The following is a 23,243-nucleotide window of genomic DNA, read 5'->3' as shown; positions in this document are numbered from 1 at the left end:
ACGGGGTCGCCTTCCACAAGCACGCTTCAGAACGCGTTCTGCGGAGCGGCTACGTCTCCGTGTGACCTCCGTGTGCCCCGACTCCAGGGCACGGGGCTCCACGAGAGGGCACGAGAGGGTACGGGAGGAATCGAGCCCTCGATGGCCTCTGACACCGCTCCGACGCGTCTGATGCGGCGATTGCCGTATCTCTCGCGCATGGTGATCGTCAGTTCAGCTCCGGGTTCGATTCCCGGCGCCTCCACTCAGAAGACACGGCGAGAGCCGTGTCTTCTTGCTTTTGTGTGACCTGCGTGTGACCTGACAAAGTTCGGCGACCCTGGTTTGCCGCGCAGCCGGATGTGGGCGAGACCACCGGGAGCGGGCGCAGCGGGGGACGCCAGGGTACGGGGCTCCACGGAGCTCCACGGCGGGCGAGCGCCTGACACCGAGCGGGCGGGACCAACCCCGGGTCCGAGTCTGCCTGCTCGCGTAGCCTGAAGCCAGGCGAGCGGGCGCCACGGCGCGGGGATGTAAGTGCAGGTGAGGTCCCTCCCCTGCGGGGCCGCCCCCCTCCGTCCTGCCGGCCGCCCCCCCTGCCGGAGGCAGCCCCGTCTTGACACGGGACGGTACTTCCGCTGGCCTCGTAGAGGATGGCGGCCATGGGGGTAGCTGGACGGGCGGCGAGAGGCAGAGAGACCGCTCTGAACGCGGTGTCGATCGCGCGAGAACAAGACTTGGTGGCAACCGCTGCGACGTCAGAGGAAGGGTCGCCTCGTTGCCAGTTGCCTTGTACAAGGGCGGCACCGGAGATCCCACACATTCGCAATTACAGAGCCCTCGCTCGTTCAGCTCTCTCGCCGACCAATTGCCAGCGTCGACGAAGGGCTATGTCCACGACTCAAACCGAATACCCAAATAGAATGTGACGAGGACACCATGGGCGAGAACCTGGTATATATCGCCACCCGCGTTGCCCTTCAATTTAATCCAAATATAATATGGAACCGAAATACCGGCGCACCTCTGCTTATTCCACATAGCGTCGCCCAGGCGCTACGAAAAAAGCGCCACTTCGGGCGCCTACTGGATGAGGCCGCCCAGCAGAATCGCGCGACTCTTCTCAACCCCGTCGATCCGGTTGATCTATCGAGGCTACGCGACAAGTTCAGCAGAATCTCGCACAATGCCGACTGGCCATGGACACCGTTCGCAAGCGAGAGAGACTTTATGGACCCTCCGGCCGAAGCCATCAAGGTGGTCGGCGAAATTTTAGCAATAATCGAAATGTACCCTCGAAGCTGCGTTGTGGTCCAATACAACGATCAAGAATACTACAAACTGCTGAATGTTCCCACATGTATACCCGATAACATTGCTGGACCGGCCGCGGAGAATCACTCGCTCGCGAACGCTCTCACGCGCCGAAACCTGCGTCCGTTTCGAGTTTTCGCTGCACTAACACTGTTGATTCAAATACCAATCGGAATCATAAGTCGAGATCCCCAGGTCAAAGAACCGGTTGTTCAAGCACTGGAGTGGATGGCCGCCCGGATATCCCAGCGACTAGGAACTCCTGGACTGGTGGTTATTGCTTTGTTGTCTGGATTCTTGTTCTATTTCTTTCGAAGCCGGTATCGATTCCTATACGGGATCGCCGAGGTGGCGGTTGGCGTGTTGCTCTTCTGTGGCAGTGTTCCCGTTGTAGACGGGCGAATTTCAGATCTTCTTCTGATGACCGCAGGTCTGTATGTTATCGTCCGAGGCCTTGACAATTTGGGGAAGTGGGTGCGAGACACCAGTGGCGTCAGTCCTGCGGTCTATTCGGCGTGGGTGCGCATTTTTGGCGACCGATTTTGATACTTGCCAAGGCTGAGAGTCGACGGCCAGTTGCGGTGATGCTTAGATCGCTTCTCATGTCCTCGTCCCCCTGCCGCGCCGCCAGCGCTCTGCCGCGAAGTCGATGACGCGGGCTACGTCGGCCCACCGGCGTGCCGAGCAGCCGCCCGATGGTCTCGTGGGCGGTGCGCGCCACCAGTACCAACAGCAGGCGGAGCGTATGCGCAACAGGCGCGCCCCCGCCGTCGCCCCTCCCCCGGCATGGACGCCCCGTACAATCTCGCCGCGGCCACTCTCGTTACGCCCGGCTCCGTGTGGAGCTCGCATGCCTCGCGGCAGGCGGGAGCGATGCCCTGAGCCACGTACAGCCACAACGGAACACGCCGGAGTCGGGCAGTAGCGCCCGGCTCGACGACGGAACCCTGCCCCTCTCCAGCGGAACGCAACCGGCGCCTCCAGCCCGTCGATATCTCGGGGCATGATCGACCCTGACGACCTCGCCGCCATCGCCGGAGCTGCACTCGCTGAGCCCGCCATAGTCGGTAGGGCGGCGAGCGCACGCCAATCCGACCACGTGGGAGCGTTAAGATTGCCGGCTTCTGTTGCTAGGCGCCGGCGGGCCCCCGAGCTCAACCTCTGCAGGCTCAGCTCATCGTTGTGTACGGGTGTCGATTAGCGGATGTGGATCGGCACACGGCGTCCGTTGATCATCCGGATGATGATCGGCCGGCCGCAGCGGCAACCTCTGGCTGTACAAACCATCGGTCCTCCGATACGCTGTGGACATTATTGACACCCGCCGAGCGTTGGCCTACACTTCCGATGTCGAGCAGAACGTGTGGCCATCGCTGCCGGGTCGGCTTCCGCTTTCGCGGAGGTGTCAGTAATGCCGGTGGCGGTTTCCCCGGACTGTTGATAAGGGCCGCGGCCGCTAACCGCGGCCCTTAACTTTTTGAGGCTCCCCTCACCTGATCATTTAATCAGTCTTCCCCTCTTCCGCCTCGGCCATCGTCTCCAAAAGAGTCCTAAGTGCGTCGAGCTGTTTCCACATTACCTCGATGTCAGACTTCGACATGCGTGCGGGCAGACGCACATAAAATCGTCGCCCCCCCGGCAACCCAAAGTTAAAGGCGGCTTCCTCCGCAGGCGATTGTTTTGATGGCATTTCTCGCTTTATCTTGAACTGCCACGCTGTATCCGCCGGGCGGACAACCTCTGCGGCTTTCTTTGGTGCCTCCTCCGGCAACGGACTGCTCTTGGTCGCATTATAGAAATCATGAAAAAGGCGTCGGAGCCTGGACTCGTACGTCTTGAGCGATGCCTCGGAAACCTGCCCGCCAGCGTGATGTAGGCGCAGCAAGTCCGCGATCCGCGGCTCCAGCTCATCCAAATCGATATCGTTGGCTTCGCCAAGGCCGAGCTGAGCCGCATGGGCGAGCGCGATCTTGAGAGCCATCCGCATGTTCTGGGCTTGAGCTGGAGAGTACGCACCGGCCGTCATTCCGTCCTCAATAAAATTTCGTAGTGACTGGACGGTGCCTCTTCTTCTCTGTCGCATGTGTCTGTGGTCCGATTGGTCGTGATTGCCGAGGGTAAGCTTCGTTCAAGATCGGCCCCAAGTCAATATAGATCGGTCAGCGATCCATTTTCTCTTGGTTCTGCTCGATCTTTTCCGCCAAAACGATCGACCGAACGATCCTACGGCACGCCGATCTGGACCGCAAGAACGATCGTTCTGCGGCCTGCTCGGACCGGATCAACGATCTTCCATGTGTTCTACATTACTTTTTCGCGGGATCTAGCGCTCTGCCGGACGCGATCGCCAACTCGATCATCTCGCAGAAGGCAGGCGCCGGCTGATCACGAACCAGGCGACGCCGGACGACGGATCACGACCGAGCCGGAGCAGTCTCGTCCCGCATAGGGGCTCCGGGCGACCTCGCTCACCAGCTCGCGCCGCCGATCTGGCGAGGAGGGGGTCTAGCGCGAGCGGCGCCACCGCTTGAGCACGGCGGCAAGGCGGTTGCGCCCTCGGCGGAGCTGCGAGAGCGCGGTCCCGATGAGTATCCTGAGGCGCGGGCGAACGCGCTCACCTGCTCGCCCTGGTCGACGAGGAGGCAGCTACCTGTGCCGCACGTAGGCGCGATCGAGCACGTCGAGCACCTTCAGTGCGCCGATCGCCTGCTGGAAGCGCTCCCAGTCGCGCGGCTTGCGCTGGCGCTTCGGGGCGGCGCGGACGCCGAGGTCGAGCACGGCGCGCCACAGCGCCCGTGGGTCCCACGGCCGCACCCCGGGGAGGCCGTCGAGCACGCCGGTCTCATCGGCGATGCTGGACAGGTCCTCCTCGGCGAGGCGCAGCACCTGGGGCGCCCGGTCGGTCGGGCTCAGGCCGAGCGCCCGTGCCTCGATCGCCCGGAGCGTCTCACCGGGCGAGCGGTGCTCCGCCCGGGCGATGAGGGTGACGAGTTCCTCCAGCCGGTAGTCCCAGCGGGACGGCAGCGGCACGGACTCCGAGCCGCGGCTGAGCCAGTGCGGGTTCCCGTCGAGCCAGCCGGTCGCCCGGAGGTAGGCGTGCACGTCCTCGCGGGACACCTCGCCCGTGATGGCCGGGCCAGGCAGCCGGAGGCGATGCCGCCGCTTCGTGGCTCGATCCTTCATCGACGCCACCTCCTGAGCCGCAGGGCCAGCGCCTTGCGGGCGATGCGGAGCCGGGACGCTGCCGTGCTGGGGTTCATCCCGTGCCGCTTGGCGTACTGGACGAGCGACTCCGGGTCGTCCAAAGCGAGCAGGATCTCGCGCTGCCACGCCTTCAGGTCGACCAGCACCTCCAGCATGTCGCGGGCCAGAACCTGCGCTTCGAGGCTCGGCCCCAGGATGTCGCGGCGTAACCCGAGCGGCTCCGGGTGGATGACGGCATGGCGCACGTACGCGCTCAGGACGTAGTGCGACGCGTTCCGCCAAGCGACGCCGCGGAGCCAGTTGCGGAGCGCCACGCGCGGTTCCAGGCTCGGATCCGGCCGGTACATGCCGCGCTTCACCGACTGCCAGGCGCCGAGGAGCACCTGCTGCGCCACGTCGGCGCGGTCGCGTCGAGGCACGCCGCTCTTGATGAGCGTGCCCACGATGAGGCCTTGCTCGGCCATGAGCGCCTCGATGCTCGGGAAGGCCGGGGGATGTTGCGCAGCGGGCGGGCGCTTGGCCCCCCTCCGTCGCTTGCTCACCCCGCCCTCCCGCGTTCAGCCGGGCCGGCGGGCGTCGAGGAGCTGCCTGGATCGGCGGGCGACCAGAGGCGAGCGATGGACGGATCGATTCCTTGGCCCCACGTCGGGGATCGAGATGCAAGGCTCTAATCCTGGAATCCCATCGAGACAGCAGCGGAGCCCGGCTTGCCCGAGTTCGCGTGCAGATCACCAGTACCTCCGCCGTCACCAGGAATGCCGAAACGGATCGGAGAGTCGGGATCCACGTTGGGGCCCAGGTCGGCGGTATGTGCAACCGCGAGCGAATGTCCACCGTTGCCGCCACCGCCTCGGCCGCCGTTGCCGCCTTTCCCTCCATCGCCACCACGGCAGCCTGGCTGCGACCCAGCTCTATTTCCCCCACCCGTACCGCCATACCCGCCCACACCACCGAATTGACCGTTTCCGCCGCGTCCACCGTTGCCGCCCCGGCCTGTGATGATGCTCGTTTTGCTCACGCGGACGTTAGCGTGGTAGGAGAGGATTCCGATGCTGGATCCGCCTGGGCCGCCACCCTTGCCGGGTTTGCCGCCGCAACCTCCAGCGCCGCCGGAGCCGCCAGAAGCGCCGCCCTGCGCCCAACCGGCGCCGCAGAACATGGATCCGCCACGCGAGCCGCCCCCACCGCCGCCTCCGTAGCCGCGCTGCCCGGCCTGGCCATCTTCGCCCGCGATGCCTTCCGGCCCGAGGTCGGTGAGCCGTCCCAGCCCTGACGCACCGTTGCCGTTCGCGCCGTCGTCACCCGCAAGGCCGCCCCTTCCTTCCGTGCAGGGCATGGTGCCTTGTCCAGTTCCACCCAAACCGTAGCCCATCGGATTGGTAACCGACGAGGGGTAGCCAGTCTCACCGTCACCGCCACCGCTCTTGGCTCCGATGCCCCCCATCCCTCCTGAGGAAACGCCGTCATCGCATGAGGTGGTGACTCGCGCCCCTCCTGCCAATAATTCCGCAGAGCAAGCCATGGCTCCCGGATTCCCCGGTGCACCCTCCTGTGCCGGTGCAGGGCCACCATCCGCGCCAGCAACTCCATCCGCGCCGTCGCCCGCCACGATCTCGCTCAGACGCACCTCCACCGTCACCCCTGCCAACGCGCGCATGGCGATGGCAGAGCCACCCGGCACGGTGGCGTCATGCGCGACCAGCCGCATCCTGGTGATCATCGTGGTCACGGCGCCTTCCGTCGCGGGCTCCGCCTGCTCATCTGCGACGGTGAGCGGGATCTGGTTCGGTCCTGGCGCAATCGTGGTGAGCTCGCCGAGCGGGTGTAGCGGCCAATGTCCACGGGGATCGCGACAATTGAGCCCACCCCATACCTCCATGCCTGCCGGCACACGCACTTCGACATCGAAGAGCTCTGCGCACACGTAGACCCGCATCCCGCGATCGCGAGCGAGATCGAACGCACGGGCAAACGTCGCCACCGGGTTACCTCGCGTCCCCGGATGGTCATCACGACCATCCGTTCGCAAATACACGCCATCGCAGTCGACCGGACGGTCAAGAACGCCAGGGTCAGCGTTGCAGGCCACCTGCGGGATGCACGTGAGGGTTTCCTCGCAGCGTTCCCACGTCTCCGGGTCGGCACCGCATCCCGTCGTCGCGACTCCGAAAAAGCAGGAGGCCAAGACTAGCGGAGGCCATTCCGCGAACGCGCGACGCCACCGGTCGCGTCGGGGGGTTATGCTCATCATCATTTCCCCTCGTGCCCCTGCCCTCACTCCAGCGCCCCAGAATTCGGGTCGTTCGGATCGTCGGCCATGAAGGGCAGGAACTCGGCTGCCACGCCGTCGTCACCGACGCTCGCCGCGGCCTCTGGGTCGCCGCCAGGGCCGCCTTTGCCGGCGGTTCCGAGAATGAACGTCGCCTGGACGTCCTCCCGCGTCACCTCCTCGGTGGCCAGGTACGCGATGCCGACCGAATGGCCGCCGAGGCCGCCGCCCCCGCCGCCACCGGGTCCGCCGTTGCCCCCGTCGCCTCCGCGGCACCCCGGCAGCGTACCGGCCACGGCTCTCCCGCCATCACCTCCAGGAGCTCCGCTACCGCCCGGCAACCCTGCTCCTCCGGCGCCGCCCCGACCGCCCCGGCCCGTCTGGATCGTCGACCCGCGGATAGTGACCTTCGAGCCTCTCGTGGCGATGCCGATGCTCGCTCCCCCGGCGAAGCCCCCTTTCCCCGGCTTACCGCCGCAACCGCCCGAGCCACCTGAACCGCCGAACGCTCCCCCAGTAGGTCCTGCACCGCAGACCGCCTCACCGCCGCGCGAGCCGCCTCCACCGCCGCCCCCCTGACCAGGGCGCCCGAATTGCCCATCCTGCCCCTTGCCCAGCGTGCGACCCCACACGACGACGCCTGGGCCCCTCGCCCCCTGGCCCTGCGCACCAGCGGCACCATCGAGGCCGCGCTGGCCATCGCTGCACGCCTCGCTTCCCTGCTGACCAACACCACCAGCGCCGGCGCCCGTCGGGTTGGGATTCGGAAAAGGCTCTCCGTTGCCTGCGTTGGAGCCCCGGTCCGCTAGCCCGAGCCCGCCCGCGCCGCTGGTCGAGGCTCCGCCGTCACACTCGGTCGTGACGGCTGGCGTCCCCGCCGTGGCGTCCACCGTGCACGCATCAGCGCCCGACCGACCTGGCGCTCCATTGGCCGCCGGCGCGCCCTCTGCCGCCGCTCCAGGCTCGCCGTCCGCGCCGTCGCCTGCAACGATGCGGCTGTCAATCACTTCGATTTCACTACCTGTTCGAAGATAGATCGGAATCGAGCTGCCGCCAGGCATTCCACCACGCCCGGTGATGACCTCGCTCGCCACGAGCTTCAGCTGGATGCCTTCGAGTGTCGCAATCCCGATGGAGCCTCTTTGGACATGATCCACGTCATTGCCATCGGGGGCGACAATGCGCAGGTTCGCGAACGTGATCCCCTGCCCGCCGAACGATACCACCTGGGGAACGGGGCCCTCCGGGGCGACCACGGTCTTCGCGCTCGCGCCGAGATGCCGCCAGCCATTCGCACAGTCGAACCCACCCCAGATGCTGGTGCCATAGAACCCGAGGGTCTCGTCGAAGGCTTCCGCACACGCGTAGACGCGATGGCTGCCTCGATCTGCGAGCTCAAGAGCTTTCGAGAACGTCTTCACCGGCTCCGCGCGGCTACCCGGATTCGTGTCATCGCCGAGACTTGCGCTGACGAAAATACCGCAACCGTCCTCGGGCGGCGTCACCGTGGGATCCTCATCGCAGACAGGTGCCATGGGGCCGGAGGAACACCCGCACACCACCGCGACGATCCCACACCCGAGCGCGACGGGCACCAAGGTAACCATCCTGCGCCCACCTTTCAATGAGGTAGTCATGTCCCCAAGCTCCACGCCATTACCACGCACCGTTCATCATCAGCCCAACTTGCTGCCCGTTCACAGTGGGCACGACGCGTACCCCATCGCTGGGCGTCGAGGATCCGCCCACGAGCAGAGACGCGAGCGTCAGCACACCGACTGCGCCGCCGGACACTAGCGTCACCCATCCAGCGCTCCTCAGGAAATCCCGCTTCTCTTGCAGATCGCGCAGCTCCGAGCACGCGCGCGGCGCGTTCGGGCGGGCACATCGGCTCGCATCCTGGTCTGCTCCACGGAGCGCCGTGGCTTGGTCGTGAAGCTCGTCCTCGGTGTAAGCGCTCCAGATCAGGAGTCCGCCGCCGGTTGCCATCGTGACTCCCGCCACGACCGCGCCAGCAATGCGCAGCTTCGACGCCGCCGGAGACGGCACGTCGGACGAAGCCTGTGCTCCTCGCGCGGGGTTCTTCGCCTCCCGATGCCCCGTCACGGGCTCCGTCGCGGCGGCCCCCGGCGCCACCGCTCGCGGCACCTGCATCGAGATGCTGGTCGCCTTGCCCGCCTGCGCTTCGAACGACTGAAACGCATCCTCATGGCCCGCCAGCCGGGCTCGGACCATGTGTTGCCCCGGCTCCAAGAACAGCCTGTAGACCCGCGCGGGTCCGCTAACGGGCTTACCGTCGATGAGCACCTCCGCATCGGGTGGATCGACCGAGAGGTAGAGCGTCGCCACGTACGGCGCTGCCTTGCGTTGGCCGGCCTCGAACCGGAGCTGCAGCGCGAGGGGGAGCGCGTCGCGCTGCTCGAGGCTCCACGCCAGATGCTCGGCCGCGTCACGGTACCTGCGCAGCGCGAGCTCGCAGAGGCCGAGCTCTCCGGCGATCTCGGCGCGCTCTCTCTCCGTGCTCGACGCCGGGTCAGCCGCGTCGAAAGCTGCCCTGTAAGCCGCGTGTGCCTCGGTCCACCTCCCCGCGTCGCGAGCCTTCTGCGCGCGGCGAACATGGTCCTTCACCGTCGAACCGTCGCTTCGTTCGAGCGTCGAGTAGATGTCCTCGGCGCAGGCCGGCCTCGTATAGGCAGCTGCAGCGCCGAGCATTACGCAGAACAGCAAGGCAGGCGCACCGAAACGCATGGGGCACGGTACTTACGCCGGGCGCGCGATGTCAACCGAGGGCGATGTTCTGAATTAGGACTTTTTCCGCGAGAAAGATCGCATCGAAGGCGTAATACCATTCGTCTGCTCCCCCGGCGAGGGCGCTCACGCAAGCGTGGGCCATCATACCACATTATCCTACAAGAATTGTCCCGCCGTGCGTTTTCCTGAACCCTTCCGGAAGGCTCAGGGGTGCTACCAGCCGTGGACACGCCAGCAAGAACTCCCCCTCGCTTCGAGCTCCTCCGGCGCCTGGCGAGGCGCTTCGGTGTCCCCGAGCGGAACGCTGAAGACGTCGCGCAGAATGCGCTTCTCCGCGGATGGGAGGCGCGGGAGCGGATCGAGCCGGGCGGGGATCCGACCCCGTACTCCGTCACGATCGCCCTCAACCAGGCGCGGAACCACACCCGCAACGCGCGCCGTCGGGGAGAGGTCTTGACGTCGTTCGACGATCGCGACCTTCGGGACGAGTGTCCCAGCGCGGAAGATCTGGTCCGGAGACGGCAGCGGGAAGCGCTCACCCGGTACCTGATCGATCAGGTCGACCCCAAGTACCGCGACCTGTTGATCCGGCACGAGCTCGAAGAGACGCCGCTCGCCGAGATCGCCGCCGAGCGGGGGCTCAAGCTGGAGACCGTGAAGACCCAGCACCGCCGGGCTCTCGAGCACCTGGAAGCCGCCAAGCGGCGCTGGATGGCCCAGCAGCGCTCGCGCGGCTGGGACGAAGAGCCCTGCGTCCCGGTCGCGCTCGGCCTGTACCCCCACGAAGGGTGGACGGACCCCCTACGCAAGATCGGGATGAGGATTGTCGTGCAGGGTGCGTTCGTTGTGCTCACCGGGGCCGTTGTCGTGGCGCCGCCGCCCTCATCCGGCACGCATTCGTCGTTGCGGCCGACGGCGGTCCACGCGCATGGGTCCGCGCCCCTGGGGCAGAGCATCGCACCGCCCAACGAGCAGCGCGAGGTGCATCCAGCGATCACCACGACCGCGCCCCGGGAGCAGGGTATCGCGCCGCCCGGCGCATCACGGGACGTGCCTCCAGCGGTCGTGATGAGCGGGAAGCCCGCGTCATCCGCTTCGACGGCTCCTGGTGCATCGCGTCCGGCCGGCGCCGCACGCCCGACCGCCAGCGCGCGCGAGAGGGACCTGATCCACAGGGCGCGCAAGGCCATCGAGGCCCACAATGCCAGGGCGGACGTCGAGGCGCGACGCCTGCTGGACATGCACGCCATGGAGTTCCCTCGGGGTCAGCTCGCCTCGGAGCGCGAGGCGCTGCTGCTGCAACTTCGCTGAATCGTCGGCGGCCCAGCGACAGGTAATCGGCCCGATGTCATGCAGGAGATCTTCCTGTCCTCCTGGCGCAGCATGGAGGTTGGACGATTTCGACCCTCGCAGGACGTGCCGCTGAAGAAGGCCTTGCGGCACTGGCTGCTCGCTGTTGGTCGGCATCATGTATCCCACTACCGGGAGCGCATGTATCGGTTGTACAAGGAGCGCGCAACATGTACGGTTTCAGGGCCACCGAGCCACGCGCCGTCGCCCTTCGGGCAGGTGCAGGCCCGGCTGGCTCTTCGTCGCCTGGAGTGGCTCGGGCCCGAGTTGCGTGATGTGCTCACGGGTACCGTCTTGGGCTACACCGCCAGGGAGATCGTCGCGAAGCTTGGTGGGAATCCAAACACAACGAACGGGCGGCTGCACCGCGGGCGAAGGCAGTTGCAAAAGGTGCTCCGCTGAACGAGGTGCTGACGTAGCTCGCCCTCGTCGCGAGCGTGTTAGCCGCTCCGCAGACCGCATTCCGAAGCGAGCTTGTAGCGGGCGGCGATGTCGGCAGAGTCGCCGCGCATGGGGGAGCGAGCAGACGCGTCGTGGAGGCCCAGCTCAACACTGGATGAACGGCGTGAGATGCCGTGGCTCTCATCATGAACGCTTCAGGCTCGCGTGATGACAAGCATCCAAATCACAAGATCACGACAAGCCCAGGAGCGCCCTCTCTTCACGCCTCGTCGCCCCGCCCGCTCGCCCCGCGCTCACCGCCCTCACCGCCCTCACCGCCCCTCCCCGCGCCGCGGCGCCGGCCGGCGCGGCGCCTTCGCCTCGGCGGCGAACGGCCTGTCGCCGAGGCGCAGGGCGCTCCGCTGCTCCGGGCTGAGGCGCTTCACCGCCGCCTGGAAGTCCTCCCGGGCCAGCCGGAGCCGGTTCTGGGCCGTGTTCTCGTTGATCTTGAGCTCGCGCGCGATGTCCACCACCGGGATGTCGAGCATGTCGTGCATCACCAGCACGACCCGCCGCTGCGGGACGAGGCTCCCGAGCAGCGCGTCGACCACCTCCGCCCGGTCCTTCGCCGCCGCCTGCGCCTCCTGGCCGGGGCGCACGTCGACGCCGGCGAAGATCGGGTTGTTCTGCAGGCCCATCGGGAGCTCGCGGCGCCGATACGCCCGCTCGCGGTAGTGGCTCACCTGTCTCCACGCGATCCCGAAAAGCCACGAATAGAGCGGGCTCCACGCCCGCCGCGTCCGGATGCTGCCGAGCTGCGGGATCACGGCCTCGAACGGCACGCGCTCGTCCTCCTCCTCCTCCTCCTCCTCCTCGGCGTGCTCGTCGAGATCGAGGAGCCCCCCCTGGATGGCGCGCAGCAGGCGGCTGGCGTCGAACGTGTCCAGGCTGCCGTAAACGGCGATCAGGACGTCCTGCAGCACATCCTCGAGATCGCTCGAGGCAACACCAAACCCACGGAGCAGCCGACGAAGAAAGGAGACGCTCACCTCATGCAGGACAGCGAAGCTCTGATGCCGGGCGCGGAGGACATTGTCTGGTTGAGATCCCACATATAATTTTTACGTGCGGTCATTCCAGGTCGTTCTGGATCCGGCGTCCGCGCGTGGAGATCCCGCGTTGTGCGCCCTGGAGTGTCCGGGAAATCCGTTGACCAGAAACCGTGACCAGCCGGCGAAGTGCTGTGCAATTTGGCGCCTCGGCCACGACCCAGCGCGCCCCGCGGCCCCGCGTGCGCCGCGCTCGCACGCATCGCGCACACACTCCACTGCTCCCGCGCGCCCCGCTCCCGCGCTCCCGTGCGCCCCGCCGCTCTCGCACACACCCGCTCCGCCCCCGCGCGCCCCGCGCGCCCCGCGCGCCGCGCTCCCCGCTCCCGCGCTCCCCGCGCGCCCCGCTCCCGCGCTCCCCGCGCGCCCCGCCGCCCTCGCGCGCCCCGCGCGCCCCGCCGCCCGCCCTCGCGCGCGCCGGCCGCCGCGGCCGCCCCCTTGCCCCCCGCTCCCCCGGCCCGTAGGGTGACGGCGCCGTGCCCCTCGTTCAGCTCCGCCGCAGCGCCGGCGCCGCCCCCCGCGACCTCACCGCCTTCCTCCCGACGACCCGGGAGGAGATGCGCGCCCGGGGCTGGGACGCGCTCGACATCCTGATCGTCAACGGCGACGCCTACGTCGACCACCCCGCGTTCGGCGCGGCCATCATCGGCCGCTTCCTCGAAGGGCGCGGATTTCGTGTCGGAATCATCTCCCAGCCCCGCTACCAGGACCCGAGCGACCTCCTGCGCATGGGCGCCCCCCGGCTCATGGTCGGCGTCACCGCCGGCAACCTCGACTCGATGCTCAACAAGCTCACCGCCCAGAAAAAGGTCCGCAGCGAGGACCAGTACTCGCCGGGCGGGCAGGTCGGCCTCCGCCCCAACCGGGCCTCCATCGTCTACGCCAACCTCTGCCGCCAGGCGTTCCCCGGCGTCCCCATCGTCCTCGGCGGCATCGAGGCGTCGCTCCGGCGCATCGCGCATTACGACTACTGGTCCGATCAGGTGCGCCGTTCGGTCCTGCTCGATGCCAAGGCCGACCTGCTCATCTACGGCATGGGCGAGAAGGCCGTCTGGGAGGTCGCCGACCGCCTCCGCCGCGGCGAGCCCATCCGCTCCATCCGCGACGTCCGCGGCACCGCCATCCCCCTGCGCAAGGGTGAGTGGGAGCACATCGAAGGATCACGTTACGTCCAGGACGGAAGGACCGTGATCCTCCCGAGCCACGAGGAGGTCGCGGCGGACCGGGGGGCGTTCGCGGAGATGTCGCGCGCGTTCCAGTTCGAGACCAACCCCGGGAACGCCCGGCCGCTGCTCCAGGCGCACGGCGCCGAGGCGGTCTACTTCAACCCGCCCGCGTTCCCGCTGGCGACCGAGCAGATGGACGCGCTCTACGACCTGCCGTTCACCCGGGTGCCGCACTGGTCGTACGAGGCGCCGATCCCGGCGTACGAGACGGTGAAGCACTCGGTCGTCACGATGCGCGGCTGCTTCGGCGGCTGCACGTTCTGCTCGATCACCGAGCACGAGGGGCGGGTGATCCAGTCGCGCTCGGCCGAGAGCGTCCTGCGCGAGGTGCGGGCGCTGCGGCGGATGGACGGCTTCCGCGGCGTGCTCAGCGACCTCGGCGGGCCGACCGCGAACATGTACCAGATGCGGTGCAAGGACGACGCGATCGAGCGCGCCTGCCGGCGGCTCTCGTGCGTCCACCCCGAGGTCTGCGAGAACCTGAACACCGACCACGGCCCGCTGCTCCGGCTGATGAAGGCGGTGCGCGAGGAGCAGGGGATCAAGAAGGTCTTCATCGCCTCCGGCGTGCGCTACGACCTCGCCGAGCGGTCGCCCGAGTTCATCGAGGAGCTCGCCGCCCACCACACGGGCGGGCAGCTCTCGGTCGCCCCGGAGCACAGCAAGAAGGACGTGCTCGACAAAATGAAGAAGCCGGGCATCGAGAGCTACGAGCGCTTCGCCGAGCAGTTCCGGTGCGCGAGCGAGGAGGCCGGGAAGAACCAGTTCCTCGTGCCCTACTTCATCTCGGGGCACCCGGGCTCGACGCTCCGGGACATGGTCGACCTCGCCGTGTACCTGAAGAAGCACGGGATGCGGCCGCGCCAGGTGCAGGACTTCATCCCGACGCCGATGTCGATGGCCGCGTGCATGTACCACACGGGCATCGACCCGCTGACGCGCGAGCCGGTGTACACGGCGAAGGATCTCCGGGAGAAGAAGCTCCAGAAGGCGCTCCTGCTCTACTGGGATCCGGCGCACCACGACGAGGCGCGCGAGGCGCTGATCAAGGCGGGCCGCGGGGACCTCATCGGCACGAAGCCGCACTGCCTCGTGCCGCCGGCGTCCGGGAAGGGGGCGCCGCCCCGCTACCTGGCCAAGGTCCGCGGCGAGCGCCGGGGGAAGCCTTCCAATGCGACACCCACGCCCCGCGGCGAGCGCCGGGGAAAGCCCTCCGATGCGACACACCGCCGAAGCCGCTAGCGGCCGGCCGCCGGCCGCGAGGCTCGGCGACCGCAGCCTGTTCCCGCACCTCGCGCCCCTCGTCTACCTGAACCACGCCGCGATCTCGCCGCCCTCCCGGCCGGTGCGCCAGGCGATGCTCGCGCTGCTCGACGACTACGCCGCGCAGGGCGCCGCCGCGTTCCCGGCGTGGTTCGCGCAGCGGGTCGGCCTGCGCGCGAAGCTCGGCCGGCTCATCGGGGCGGAGGCGCAGGCGGACGACATCGCGCTCATCCAGAGCACGACGCGCGGGATCTCCGACGTCGCGCTCTGCTTCCCCTGGCGGCCGCGCGACCGGGTGATCCTCTTCGAGGGGGAGTTCCCCGCCAACGTGACGCCGTGGCAGCGCGCGGCCGCGCTCTTCGACCTGGAGATCGTCCTCCTGCCGCTCGGCGGCTTCGCGGACGGCAGCGGCGCGGGCCTCGCGCGGCTCGCCGACGAGCTCCGGCGCGGCGCGCGGCTCGTCTCCGTGAGCGCGGTGCAGTTCCAGACGGGCCTCCGGATGCCGCTCGCCGCCATCGGCGCGCTCTGCCGGGAGCACGGCGCCGAGCTCTGCGTGGACGCGGTCCAGGCGGTCGGCGCGACGCCGGTCGACGTCGAGGCGGCGGGGATCGACTACCTCGCGTGCGGCGGCCACAAGTGGCTGATGGGGCTGGAGGGCACGGGCTTCCTCTACATCCGCCGCGAGCGCGCGCCCGCGCTCCGGCCCGCGGTGGCGGGCTGGCTGAGCCACGAGGACGGCGTGGGCTTCCTGCTGCGGGGCCCGGGCCACCTCCGCTACGATCGCCCGATCCGGCAGCGCGCGGACTTCGTCGAGGGCGGCAACCTCAACGCCGCGGGCTTCGCCGGGCTCGAGGCGGCGGTGGACCTGATCCTCTCGATCGGCGTCGCGCGGATCCACGAGCACGCGAACCGCTACCTCGACCCGCTCGAGGCGGGGCTCCGGGAGCGCGGGTTCGAGAGCCTGCGCGCGGCGGATCCGGCGCTGCGCTCGTGCGCGCTCGGGGTGCGGCCGCCGGCCGGCGCCCCGGTGGTGGAGCTCCACCGCGAGCTCATGGGCCTCGGGATCGCGTGCTCGATCCCGGACGGGGTGCTGCGCTTCGCGCCGCACTGGCCGAACGCCCTCGACGAGGTGGAGCAGGTGCTGCTCTCGGTGGACGAGGCGCTCGCGCGGGTCCGGAAGGGCTGAGCGCGCGGGGCGCCGGCGACGAGCGACCGCCGGGCCCCGCCCGCCGTCACCACCGCATGCTGGTACCGCACGTGGTCCGCACGTCCACCGCCGTTCCGATCGGCACGGCGGCCAGCGCGTTCCGGATCATCCAGCTCCTGCACAGCGTGCGATCGGGCCAGCGGACATCGTCCACCTCGTTGGGATCGGCGACCAGACCGGTGACCGGATCGAAGAAGCCCATGACCCGGATGGCGAGATTGTGCTCGGGCGCGAGGCGCAGGACGAGGTCGGTGTCGTTCGGCCGATGAAACGACGCCCCGTCGATCACGGACTCTGGACCATCGATCTTGATGTAATCGTAATTAACAGACCAGTCGGGCTCCGACGGCTGATAGATGACGTCATTACCATCCCCGGGCTTGAAGATGTAGCTGTCGCTCCCGTGCCCGCCGTGGAGCAGATCATTGTCGAGCCCGCCTTCCAGCTCGTCCGCGCCTGGGCCACCGAGCAGTACGTCGTATCCGCTCTCCCCGTACAGGCCGTCGTTCCCATGGTATCCGATGAGCACGTCGTCGCCCGCCCTCCCCCAGAGGAGATCCTGCTGGGCGGCCCCTCTCAAATCGTCTTCAAGGCTGGTACCGATGATCGGGGTCCCGCTCCCGTACAGCGCGATATACGCCACCTCGTCCGCGGACATCTCCCACGTGTCGGATTGATTGCCGAACCTGATCCGATCGACCGTGCCGCCGGCGGCGCCGTTGCCCCCGAAGAACGAGAGGATGCGCAGCGTGTCGGGCCGGCCGGGGAAGCTGATCAAGAGGTCCGTCAGGTCCTGCTGGAAGACGACGTGGTCGGGAGGGGTCGAGTGGGTATCGATGATCACGGTGTCGACGTCGATGTTGCCATGGCCCGCCACATCGACGTTATGGATGATGTCCTGCCCCTGGCTATAGTAGTAGGTATCCGCGCCGTCTCCGCCCCTCATCACGTCGTTGCCGCTGCCGCCGTTCATGTGATCGGCGCCGCTACCGCCCGTGAGATCGTCGTCACCGACCCCGCCCTCGAGGATGTCGTCGCCATCATCGCCCAGCAGCACGTCGTCCCCACCGTCGCCGAACAGGAGATCATCCCCGAAGCGGCCGTGGATGGTGTCGTTCCCGTCGAGCCCTGATATGATATCGCCCGCCTCGGTCCCCTCGAGGACGTCGTCACCAGGCGTCCCGGAGATCTCGTCGTCCTCCGCGCCCTCCCCTGTCGCCTCGAGGGTGACCGGATCGATGCCGCCGCTCGGCAGGACGTCCTCCACGGGCACGTCGTGCGCCGTGCAGGCCGACACGGCGCCCAGAGCCCCTACCGAAACCAGGATCACAAACAAACGTCGCTCGTTCATCGTGCACACCCTCGCGCTGTTCCGGCGCCGCGCGCCGCTACCACTGCATGTCGCTGCCGCACGCGGTCCGGGCGGGGACCGCGGTCCCGGACGGGCTCGCGACCAGCGCGTCCCGGATCCGCTCCTTGGTGCACAGCGTGTGATCCGACCAGCGGACCTCGTCGACCTCGTTGGTCGGCTTGACGGTGCCGGCGGCGTCGCCCAGGAGAAAGTCGCGGATCGTCACGACGAGCTCGTCCCCCGCCGAGAGCCGCAGCTCGATGTCTCTCGGGCTCACCCGCCGGAACGTGGCTCCCTCGATCACCGCCGCCGGCCCGCCGATCTCGATGACGTCGAGATCCCCGGGCGCGCCGTCCGACGCCTGCACGATGATGTCGGCCCCGTCGCCGGGGTTGAACACGTACCTGTCGCCCCCGGCGCCGCCGCGGAGCGTGTCGTTGCCGGGCCCGCCGTTCAGCGTGTCGGCGCCGGGGTCGCCGTACAGCTCGTCGGCGCCCGCCATCCCGTTCAGGATATCGTCGCCGTCCTTTCCGAACAGCGCGTCATTGCCGCCGAAGCCGGAGATCGTGTCCGCCCCGAGGAACCCTTCGAGACGGTTCGCGAGCTCGTCCCCGTGGATGGGGCTCCCGTCCCCGTAGAGCATCAGGTGAGCCACCTCGGCGGCCGTCATCTGCGGCGCGCCGGGGGCGGCGCCGAACTGGAACAGGTCGACCGTGTACGCAGAGGCCGCGTTGCCCGTCAGGAAGCCGGTGACCCGCAGCGTGTCGGGGAGGCCGCGGACGCTGATCAGGAGATCGCTGTATCCGTCCTTTCGGAACTCCAGGTCGCCGGGCGCGAGGGCGTCGTCGAAGATCACGGTGTCGATGCTGGCAGCGCCCACGTCGCTGTTCTGGATGATGTCTTGCCCTCCGGAGTAATAGTATGTATCGCTGCCCTCTCCGCCGTTCATCGAATCGTCGCCGGCCCCGCCGACGAGGACGTCGTCGCCCTGGTAACCGTTGAGGCGATCGTCCCCGTTCCCCCCCTCGAGGGTGTCGTTGCCGCCGTCACCGCTCAACGAGTCGTTGCCGTCATCGCCCTTCAGAGAGTCGTCGCCGCCTTGCCCGGAGATCGCGTCGTTCCCTGCGAACCCCGAGATGACGTCCGCCGAGTCGAACCCGACGATGCTGTCGTTCTCCGGTGTCCCGGCGAGCGCCAGGAAGCGCAGGTCTTCCCTGTTCCAGGTCGCGGTGGCCGGATCGCCGATCTGCATGACGTCGACCCCCGAAGCGCCGCTCTCGGTGAACTGCGACCGAACGGTGATCTGCCGGTACTCGCCGTCGCCCAGGAGCGTGACGATCATGGCCCGGTTCACGTTGCGGACGTGCACCATTTCGGGCGTCACGTCGGCGCCGAGCACGAGGCGATTGCTGCCGCCCGAGAAGTCGTCCACCAGATCGGTGCCTCCCTCCATGCCGCCCACGAGGAACGTGTCGTCGCCCTCGCCGCCGGTGAAATGGTCGTCGCCCTCGCCGCCGTCGAGCACGTCGTTCCCCCGCTGCCCCGTGAGGTTGTCGTCCCCGCTCCCGCCGATCAGGTGGTCGTCGCCGTCGCCGCCGTCGAGCCCGTCGTCGCCGTCATCGCCCGACAGGACATCATCGCCGCCTTGACCCGAGAGCCCGTCGTTCCCCGGACCTCCCGAGATGATGTCCGCCGTCGAGAACCCCACGAGGTTGTCGTTCTCCGGCGAGCCGGCGATCGCCAGGAGCCGCAGGTCCTCCCGGCTCCAGGTGATGATGGCGGGGTCGCCGATCTGCACGGTGTCCACGCCGCTCGAGCCGCTCTCGCTGAACTGCCCCCGGACCTTGACCTGCCGGGACTGGCCGTTGCTCGCGATCGTGAGGACCATGTCCAGACCGACGTGGCGGACACGCACCATCTCGGGCGACACGTCGGCGCCGAGCACGAGCCGGTCGTCCCCCGAATAATCATCCACCAGATCGTCGCCGCCCTCCAGGCCGCCCACGATGTGCGTGTCGTTGCCTTCATTGCCGGTGAAATGATCGTCGCCTGGACCGCCTTCGAGCACGTCGTCGCCCGCGTGGCCCACGAGACGGTCATTTCCGCTGCCGCCGATCAGGTGGTCGTCGTGATTGCCGCCGGTGAGGGAGTCGTCCCCGCTGCCGCCGTCCAGGCGGTCCTCGCCGTCGCCGCCGTCGAGCCCGTCGTTCCCGTCGCCGCCGGACAGGTCGTCGTCGCCGCCGCGGCCGCTGATCACGTCGTTTCCATCGCCGCCCGAGATGGTGTCCGCCGACTCGAACGCCGTGATGACGTCGTTGCCCGTCGTGCCGGACATGGCCATCTGCTTGAGCTCCTCCCTGTTCCACGCCGCCACGGCCGGCTCGCCGATCTGCACGGCGTCCACGCCCCGCGTGTCGCCCTCGGTGAACTGCCACCGGACCGTGACCTCCCGCGATTCACCATCGCCCGTCACGGTGAGGACCATCGTGCCGTTGTCGTTGCGGACGCGGATCATCTCGGGCGTGACGTCGGTGGCGAACGCGAGTCGGTTGCTGCCCGCCACGTCGTCGACCAGATCGTCACCTGCCAGGAGCCCGCCCACGAGGAACAGGTCGTCGCCGTCGCCACCCCTGAAGTGATCGTCGCCCGCGTCGTCGTCGAGCACGTCGTCTCCACGCTGGCCGGAGAGGTTGTCGTCCCCGGCGCCCCCGTACAGGTAGTCGCCGTGATCGCCCCCGTCGAGGCTGTCGTTGCCGTCGCCGCCGAGCAGGAAGTCCTGCCCATCCTGGCCGGCGAGCGCGTCGTTGCCCCCCTGCGCGTCGATGAGGTCCGCGGTCCCGTAGCCGAGGATCGACCCGCCTGCGTCGCCGTTGTCCAGCACCTTCACGCGGAGGTCGCGGGTCTCCCAGAACGTGCCGTCGCTGAACGCGACGGTCCCCAGCGCGGCGCCGCTCGTGGCGTCTTGCCCGAAGAACCCCGCGACGGAGACCTTCGTGCGGGTCTCCTGCGGCGCGCTCGTCACCTCGAGGACGAGGTTGTGGTTCGCGCGCGTGACCTTGACGTCCTCCTTGCGGATGCCGTCGATGAACTGCAGCGTGTCGGTGCTGAGCTCGGACCCCGCGAGGTAGAGCTCGCCGTAATTCGCGCCGACGACATAGGTGTCGTCGCCGGGACCGCCGTCGATGCGGTCCGCGTCGGTCGGGTGGACGAAGATGAGGTCGTCGCCCACGCCGGCCGACACCTTCTGGGCGTTCCAGACGAGATCATGGCCGTTGCGGTGGTGATCGAAGCGGAGGGGCGTCGTCTTCGTGGGGTTCGCGATCTGGCCCTCCCAGGTGTAATCGAACCAGCGGAAACTGCCGCACAGATCCCCGGGGCTGAGCTTCACCAGGAAGGAGTCGGGCCGGTTGTACGGGTCGGGGTACCCGCTGTGCATGAACAGGGAGTGCCGGTCCTGCAGCGCCCCCAGGTACGACTCATTGTAGTGGGCGGTGGGATCCATCCCCGCGGAGGGCTGCCAGAAGCACCCGCCGACGGGGAGCCAGTCGTTCGCATAATCGAAGGTGGCATCCAGCGTCGCGTCGAGGGCGTCCGCGATGAGCGGGCGCGGATCCCAGCCGAAGCGCATCAGCGAGGGGCCCGCGTGGCGCACGAGATCCACGAGATCGGCGAGCGCGTCATTGGACTGCACCATCTCGTACTCGCCGTCGATATCGAGCTGGAGGCGCTGGTCCAGCGCCGAGAAGTCGAGGCTCCCGGGCCCGGTGGGATCGGGGACGAGATCGAGGTACGACTGCAGGCGCGTCTGGACGGCGAGCGCACCGTAAACGCGCTCGGAGATCAGGCGGTACGCCGCGTCGAACCCCCACGTGTTCTGGGCGTTGAACGTGACGCGCTTGCCATACGCGTCGGTCGACAGCTGGTCCCAGTCGCGGCTCGCCACGCCGCTGAACACCTCGACCACGGTGAGGCGCCCGAGGTGCCTCTTGTACTCGATCACCATCGGATGATCGCTGAGCTCCAGCACCGCCTTCAGCCACCGCGGGTCTCCGCTCACCCCGAGGCGCTCCGCCTCCGAGGAGAACAGCGTCGCCAGATCCGTGCGCGTCTGGTCCTCCGTCGCGCCCGGCACGAGCGGGGTCACCCCGTAGTCGGCGCTCATCGGGTACACATGACCTCTGTTGACGGAAGAGCTGCCGCTCGTGGTGAACGCGCCGCCGCCTTGCGCGTCGACCTTCGGCTTCTTCGCGCGCTGGAAGTTCACCCAGATGGGCGTGTTGGTCGCGATCGACTGGTGGTAGAGCGAGCCCCCGGGCGCCGCCTGCGCCCAGCGCGCCAGGATCTCGTCGACCTTGCGCCGCTGGCCCTCGCGCGTCGGCTCGGCCGCGAACGCGCTGACCAGCGAGAGCAGCACGGGATCGATCGACATCGCCTCGCGCAGCGGGCGCACGAACCCGCTGCCGCCCATGTACGGGAGCGCCGCGGCCTCGGGCGAGATGACGACCGGGTCCGTGAACTCCGCGTAGAAGTTGCTCTCCGCCGGGATCAGGTTGGCGACGATCCCGGTCGTCCCGTCGTCGCGGGTGTACACGGCCGTGCCGGCGAAGCGGTTCCCGTTGGCGCCGCTGAGGTTGCCTGTCTCCGAGAGGGCGATCGAGGTGATCCCCATCTCCGCGAGCGGCGCGAGCTCGCCCAGCTCGACCCAGCCGTTCGAGTTCAGGTCCTGCCAGACGCGCAGCATGCCGAAGTCGGCGTCGGCGGCGTCGACGAGCCCGTCGCGCGTGGTGTCGAGATCCGAGAGGGCGTCGAGGCCGTCGGCCGCCAGGGTCCCGTCGAGCTTCACGGTGTGGACGCCGAAGAGCTCGTTTCCGTCGTTGATCTGACCGTCGAGGTTGCGATCCCGCACGATCCAGCCGTCGTCGGGCGCCACCCACCCCGTGGCGGTGGCCACCCCGTCGCCGTCGTGATCGAAGAGGACCGAGTCCGAACCATCGAGGCCGAGGGTCTCGACGCCGTCGTCGTCGAGATCGATCGCGAGCGGATCGCCGCCGATGTTCATGAAGGCGAGGAAGAGCGCCATGTCCGGCAGCTCGGCGTCGACGTCGCCCATGTGCGGCGCCCGCCCCTGGGACAGATCCAGGAGGTAGTCCTGGCGCCAGCGCATGAAGTCGGCCAGGTGCCCCAGCATGCCGTTGCCGAGCAGGTCGCGCCGGCCGAACCCGACGTACTCCTCGTTGATGATCTCCAGGCCGAGGATCGATGTCTCGACCGCGAACCCCCAGTTGGGGTCGGGCGACTGGATCCCCTCGAGGACGAATTTGAGCTTCGCCTCCGTCTCCCAGTGGTCGCCCTGCTGATGGACGCCGGAGCCGTCCGCCTTGTAGCTGGTCCTGAGCGGGCGGGCGAGCCCGAACTCGATCTCCGCCTTCTCGGGGACGTACTCCCACTTGTCGTTCATCTTCCCTTCGGTGACGAGCGCGACGTTCGGTCCGACGGGGACCTCCAGCTTGATGCCGCGGTTCGTGCCGTAGGTGACGACGCCGTTCCCCTCGCCGGGCACGTTCCAGACACCGCCGTTCTCGATGGCGGTCGGGTTGGTGCCATAGTTGGCCGAGTAGATGCCCGAGTTGGGTGAGGTGAGCTCGAAGTTGATGTTCCCTTCCGACGCGTTCCACTTGAGCTCGAAGCCGCCGGGGCCCTCCCATTTGCCCTGCTTCACGCCGCTCTTCGGCTGGATGTCTTCCCAGGAGAAGGCATGCGCCGCGGGCGACACGCCGAGCGCCCCTATCGATGTCAGGATCGCAAGCAGAAGATTCTTGTTGGTAGTTCGTCTCATCGC

General features: G+C 68.2%; 14 protein-coding genes. 5 read left to right on the top strand and 9 right to left on the bottom strand.

The genetic code is table 11. From position 1 onward, the window contains the following. Positions 1–918: 918 nt before the first annotated feature. Positions 919–1,839, top strand: coding sequence for a hypothetical protein (locus WMF31_RS00550; protein ID WP_436600075.1), 921 nt, complete (start codon positions 919–921; stop codon positions 1,837–1,839). 955 nt (positions 1,840–2,794) lie between these two features. On the opposite strand, the gene WMF31_RS00545 is transcribed toward WMF31_RS00550, so the two are convergent. The 6 genes from WMF31_RS00545 to WMF31_RS00520 all read right to left on the bottom strand — a co-directional run bounded on the left by WMF31_RS00545 (position 2,795) and on the right by WMF31_RS00520 (position 9,514). After that, the gene (locus WMF31_RS00545; protein WP_436600074.1) at positions 2,795–3,274 is read right to left on the bottom strand and encodes a hypothetical protein; all 480 of its coding nucleotides are present in this window, start codon (positions 3,272–3,274) and stop codon (positions 2,795–2,797) included. A 665-nt stretch (positions 3,275–3,939) separates the two neighbouring features. Continuing rightward, entirely contained in the window at positions 3,940–4,476 is a 537-nt protein-coding gene (locus WMF31_RS00540; protein WP_436600073.1) for a hypothetical protein, read from the bottom strand. Then, positions 4,473–4,961: a sigma-70 family RNA polymerase sigma factor gene (locus WMF31_RS00535; RefSeq protein ID WP_436600072.1), complete on the bottom strand. Its 489-nt coding sequence runs from the start codon at positions 4,959–4,961 to the stop codon at positions 4,473–4,475. Before WMF31_RS00535 ends, WMF31_RS00540 begins: the two co-directional genes overlap by 4 nt. Before the next feature lie 203 nt (positions 4,962–5,164). Continuing rightward, positions 5,165–6,682 carry a hypothetical protein gene (locus tag WMF31_RS00530; RefSeq protein WP_436600071.1) on the bottom strand — a complete coding sequence of 506 codons (1,518 nt, stop codon included), beginning with the start codon at positions 6,680–6,682 and terminating at the stop codon, positions 5,165–5,167. Positions 6,683–6,771: 89 nt separating this feature from the next. Beyond that, positions 6,772–8,271 (bottom strand): hypothetical protein, encoded by a 1,500-nt coding sequence (locus WMF31_RS00525; protein ID WP_436600070.1) that lies wholly within the window; start codon positions 8,269–8,271, stop codon positions 6,772–6,774. Positions 8,272–8,422: 151 nt separating this feature from the next. Beyond that, a complete protein-coding gene (locus WMF31_RS00520; protein WP_436600069.1) occupies positions 8,423–9,514 on the bottom strand; it encodes a PEGA domain-containing protein in 1,092 nt (363 codons plus the stop codon). Between the two features lie 213 nt (positions 9,515–9,727). Between WMF31_RS00520 and WMF31_RS00515 the strand changes: the two genes are divergently transcribed. Then, the gene (locus WMF31_RS00515; protein WP_436600068.1) at positions 9,728–10,828 is read left to right on the top strand and encodes a sigma-70 family RNA polymerase sigma factor; all 1,101 of its coding nucleotides are present in this window, start codon (positions 9,728–9,730) and stop codon (positions 10,826–10,828) included. Between the two features lie 39 nt (positions 10,829–10,867). Further along, complete coding sequence (locus WMF31_RS00510) at positions 10,868–11,269, top strand: RNA polymerase sigma factor (protein ID WP_436600067.1); 402 nt, start codon at positions 10,868–10,870, stop codon at positions 11,267–11,269. 311 nt (positions 11,270–11,580) lie between these two features. Here the strand turns inward: WMF31_RS00510 and WMF31_RS00505 are convergent, their stop codons facing one another. Beyond that, positions 11,581–12,297 carry an RNA polymerase sigma factor gene (locus WMF31_RS00505; protein WP_436600066.1) on the bottom strand — a complete coding sequence of 239 codons (717 nt, stop codon included), beginning with the start codon at positions 12,295–12,297 and terminating at the stop codon, positions 11,581–11,583. Positions 12,298–12,833: 536 nt separating this feature from the next. Here WMF31_RS00505 and WMF31_RS00500 point away from each other — a divergent pair. Further along, complete coding sequence (locus WMF31_RS00500; RefSeq protein ID WP_436600065.1) at positions 12,834–14,825, top strand: YgiQ family radical SAM protein; 1,992 nt, start codon at positions 12,834–12,836, stop codon at positions 14,823–14,825. Further along, positions 14,800–16,032: an aminotransferase class V-fold PLP-dependent enzyme gene (locus WMF31_RS00495; protein ID WP_129354538.1), complete on the top strand. Its 1,233-nt coding sequence runs from the start codon at positions 14,800–14,802 to the stop codon at positions 16,030–16,032. Before WMF31_RS00500 ends, WMF31_RS00495 begins: the two co-directional genes overlap by 26 nt. Positions 16,033–16,078: 46 nt before the next feature. On the opposite strand, the gene WMF31_RS00490 is transcribed toward WMF31_RS00495, so the two are convergent. Continuing rightward, a complete protein-coding gene (locus WMF31_RS00490; protein ID WP_436600064.1) occupies positions 16,079–17,350 on the bottom strand; it encodes a calcium-binding protein in 1,272 nt (423 codons plus the stop codon). Positions 17,351–17,441: 91 nt separating this feature from the next. Then, positions 17,442–23,240, bottom strand: a complete 5,799-nt coding sequence (locus WMF31_RS00485) for a calcium-binding protein (protein WP_436600063.1) — start codon at positions 23,238–23,240, stop codon at positions 17,442–17,444. Positions 23,241–23,243: the final 3 nt, after the last annotated feature.

This window comes from Sorangium sp. So ce1036 (assembly GCF_051369805.1).
Taxonomy (GTDB): Bacteria; Myxococcota_A; Polyangia; order Polyangiales; family Polyangiaceae; genus Sorangium; species Sorangium cellulosum_F.
This window is presented reverse-complemented; position numbering and strand designations above follow the sequence as displayed.

Excerpts from the sequence above, each read along its gene's own strand:
- WMF31_RS00535 (WP_436600072.1), bottom strand. The coding sequence starts at position 4,961 with ATGGCCGAGCAAGGCCTCATCGTGGGCACGCTCATCAAGAGCGGCGTG.
- WMF31_RS00510 (WP_436600067.1), top strand. The coding sequence starts at position 10,868 with ATGCAGGAGATCTTCCTGTCCTCCTGGCGCAGCATGGAGGTTGGACGA.
- WMF31_RS00485 (WP_436600063.1), bottom strand. The coding sequence starts at position 23,240 with ATGAGACGAACTACCAACAAGAATCTTCTGCTTGCGATCCTGACATCG.
- WMF31_RS00540 (WP_436600073.1), bottom strand. The coding sequence starts at position 4,476 with ATGAAGGATCGAGCCACGAAGCGGCGGCATCGCCTCCGGCTGCCTGGC.
- WMF31_RS00495 (WP_129354538.1), top strand. The coding sequence starts at position 14,800 with ATGCGACACACCGCCGAAGCCGCTAGCGGCCGGCCGCCGGCCGCGAGG.
- WMF31_RS00545 (WP_436600074.1), bottom strand. The coding sequence starts at position 3,274 with ATGGCTCTCAAGATCGCGCTCGCCCATGCGGCTCAGCTCGGCCTTGGC.
- WMF31_RS00550 (WP_436600075.1), top strand. The coding sequence starts at position 919 with ATGGGCGAGAACCTGGTATATATCGCCACCCGCGTTGCCCTTCAATTT.
- WMF31_RS00520 (WP_436600069.1), bottom strand. The coding sequence starts at position 9,514 with ATGCGTTTCGGTGCGCCTGCCTTGCTGTTCTGCGTAATGCTCGGCGCT.